Raw genomic sequence first — 3,266 nt, 5'->3', positions numbered from 1 at the left:
GGCCACCAGTTGAAAAGCACTCCTGATCAGAATGCTGTTATCCAGGAAAGCAAGGATGAAATCTCCCCGGATGTTAATAATGGATTCAATGAGTTTTCTGACATAGGCAGGGCTGATTTTAAGGCTTTTTTCTTTGAAAATGGCATATATTATTTTTGCAGCTTCATCAAGGCTTTTGGAATCCTGATGATATTTTGTGGGAATCTGGTGGCGTTTAATCTCAAGAAATATGATTTTTTTAAGATTATCCGCATTCATCCAAAACTTGGATATATCAATGATACACCCTTTTTCCACAAATCGTCTGTATATGGCAGAATCAAACCTGTGGGTCTGATCTGTGGTAGCAAAGATAAAGCAATCCCTTCTGCCCTCAATTATCTCATCCAGCACAATATTGGAAGTGTCAATCAGGGTTCTCTGCTGTTTTTCCGCCCCCCCGCTGCCATAGCTGGCCTCTGATTTTCCAAAGGCGGAATGGGCTTCTTCAATGTGCCGGATGGACGTTACTTTGGGGTGGCCCATGGCACGTTTGAAATAGTTGCCCGGTTCCCCCGCTAAAGCGGTCTGATAATCATTGGGTGTAATAATAGAGGAATCAACAATGATCCCCCTTTCTTCAAAATAAGTCAGGTTTTTCATGATTCGTTTTTTAAATATGCGTCTTAAAATCGGAATTCGGGCAAGACGGTTGTAAAATGCCTGTTTTCTTTTTCTTGCAATCTTCATGGCAAACTCGGGGTCAACCTCTTCCAGATTTGTAAAAAGACTGTGCCTGGCAAGGATTTTTTCTTTTTTCTTTTTCCAGTCAACCATGGGGATGATTTCATTCCTGAACACCACCTTTTCCAGAATTTCCCTTACTGTAGCGCTCTTGCCACTGCCCGAAGTGCCTTCTATAAGGACAATCGGGGCTTTGGGAACATCAGGGTCCTCAATATGTTCTTTCCTGATATGTGCCCGGTATATTTTTTCAAAAGTTTTTTCAAGTTCAATGGGAACATGAAGATCTGTCAGTTCCTTGTCCAGTACGGCGATCAGGTAGTGATATTCGGGTTTTGTCAATTCTTTTTCAATAATGGCATTCCAAGAGGCCCCGGGATTGGTTTCACCGGAGTATAAAAATCGTTTTTTCCAGTCCCTGAGGATTTCAGGGTTGTTTAATACATTCATTTTTCTTTTTTTTCTTCTCATAAAAAAGAGAAGAAAAAAGGATTCTTTCAGGAATGAAATTACGGGATGCGGCTGTTTGTACTGGTTCAGGCGGGATCTGACAAAGGCTTTGGTGTTATAGCTCCTTGTCTTCACAAGAGCCTCTGTCTTTCTTATGGATTCTTCAGGAAGCCTGATAAATGTTTTTTCTTTTGTGGTTCTTTTTGCCATACCCAACTCCCGGGGCAAGATAAAATCAGCTTGCAGTTAAGGTGTTTTCAAAACAGCCTGTGATGAAGTCTTATCCTTATTGTTTATCAATTGTTTATCAAAGGGGGTGTTTATTTTTTTTCGGAACAGGGGAGGCAGCGTTAGAGAGGGTGGTCGGCCTGCTCCATGAAGGACAAAGGTTTTTTGCTCCGATTGGTTCTTTTCATAGGCAGTGGCCCATTTTTGCTGGGATAAAAATTCAAACAATGCCGGGTTTACACTTAGTTTGTCAGATCCACCCAAAGCAAGGTGAAGGGATCGGATACCCTCAAGATATGCTTTATACAGCTTTTTGATCCGATCGGCTTCCTGGTCTGCCGCATAATTATCAGCTTCCGCGATAAGCTGACGTCGCTTTTTTTCCTCTGTTGCTTCAATCAGTTTATCGCCAAACCGGGTTTCATTGAGCACAAAACTGACCACTTCAATACCAAATTTGTCTTCAATGGTCGGGCCGTTTTTATTGATGGGGCGATTTTTCAGGGCCTGGAAAATTTCTTCTTTTATTTTTTCCCTTTCACTAATGAGCTTATTGACTTCCTGGGCCTGCAGGGTGTCTTTGGCAATACCGTCAAAATCTCCCTGGAGAAGAATTTCAGGAGAAAGGTTCTCAATCCCCCAAACCTTTAAATCTTTTATTTTAAATGTCATTAAAGCAGACGTCCAAAGGGCGATACTTTCCTGGGAAATGATTTTTATGGGGGCGGAACTCCCGCCAAGATATAAATTCTGATTCATTAAAGGGACTTCTTTCTCAAGCTTTGTGAAAAAGGGAAGCCTGTAATGCCACCCAACATCTGTTACCGCCTGCCGTTGCCCGCCAAACTGCTCAAGGATAACCGCATAGTTGAGTTTGACCTTATAAATAACCTTGGTTGAATAAACAACAGCAGCCAAAGAGTAAAAAAGAGCGATAATAAAACAGATAAATGCCATTTTTCTGATAAAATTTATCACCCTTGCCCGTTGAAGAAATACCTGTGAGGACTGATCCTTCATGGCTGATCCTTTCTTTTGATAAACGTCAGGTGTTGTATAAAAAAGTTTTTTTTACTTTAAAACGCTAAATTATGAAAGCTATTATTGAATCCGTGATCAAATGAAAAAATATCAAGTTCAATATATGACGCAAGTATACATTAAGATATATGACTAGTCAAAAATTATTTAGAAAAATGCTTTGCAAATACCTGCCGGATTGACGTTACCAAGTCCTTAATGTCATTTAATTTTGATTCAGGATTCATAATGACAATTCTAAGATATCTCTTAGCATTTAACTCGGTGCAGGAAATATAAAAGCTGCCCTCTTCAATTAAATGATCCCGCAACATGATCTGGACATCATCGGTTGCATCAAACCTGAAACACAGAATATTGCTTTCAGGGTTACAGGGTACTTCAAAATCAGGTTGTGCGCTAATATGCTCAAAAGCCTGCTGTGTAAGATCATATGCAGTATCAATATAGCGTTCTATCTTTTTTTCACCAATGGCTGCAAGGGTCATATAAAATTTTAAACCAAGCCCTGTCTTTGTGCATTCAATTGCCTGCCCGATAAAATCAAATCCGGGTTGCTTTTTTTCATGAAATAAGTAGCTTGCCTTATGTTCGAACGTATGTTCCAGGGCAGCAGCATTTTTTACCAGAAAAGCGGCACATATAGAAGGGGTTCTCAGCATCTTGTGAGCGTCAATGATCATGGAATCCGCTTTTTGGATGCCATTAAGATATGGTTTGTATTTATTGGAAAAAAGTGCACCTCCGCCATGGGCACCGTCAATATGAAACCATATCCTTTTTTCGCTGCAAAAGTCAGCAATTTCATCAATGGGATCATAAAG

General features: G+C 40.3%; 2 protein-coding genes and 1 pseudogene. All 3 read right to left on the bottom strand.

Features of this window, described 5'->3' with window-relative positions; all coding sequences use genetic code 11:
• Nucleotides 1–1,383 (bottom strand): annotated as a pseudogene (locus tag K8S13_RS02820) (AAA family ATPase); the annotation flags it as partial.
• A 36-nt stretch (nucleotides 1,384–1,419) separates the two neighbouring features.
• The gene (locus K8S13_RS02815; protein ID WP_291460270.1) at nucleotides 1,420–2,421 is read right to left on the bottom strand and encodes an SPFH domain-containing protein; all 1,002 of its coding nucleotides are present in this window, start codon (nucleotides 2,419–2,421) and stop codon (nucleotides 1,420–1,422) included.
• Nucleotides 2,422–2,585: 164 nt separating this feature from the next.
• A partial coding sequence (locus K8S13_RS02810) for a pyridoxal-dependent decarboxylase (RefSeq protein ID WP_291460268.1) occupies nucleotides 2,586–3,266 on the bottom strand: 681 nt, incomplete at its 5' end.

It is taken from the genome of Desulfobacula sp. (assembly GCF_021107415.1).
This window is presented reverse-complemented; position numbering and strand designations above follow the sequence as displayed.

Excerpts from the sequence above, each read along its gene's own strand:
- K8S13_RS02815 (WP_291460270.1), bottom strand. The coding sequence starts at position 2,421 with ATGAAGGATCAGTCCTCACAGGTATTTCTTCAACGGGCAAGGGTGATA.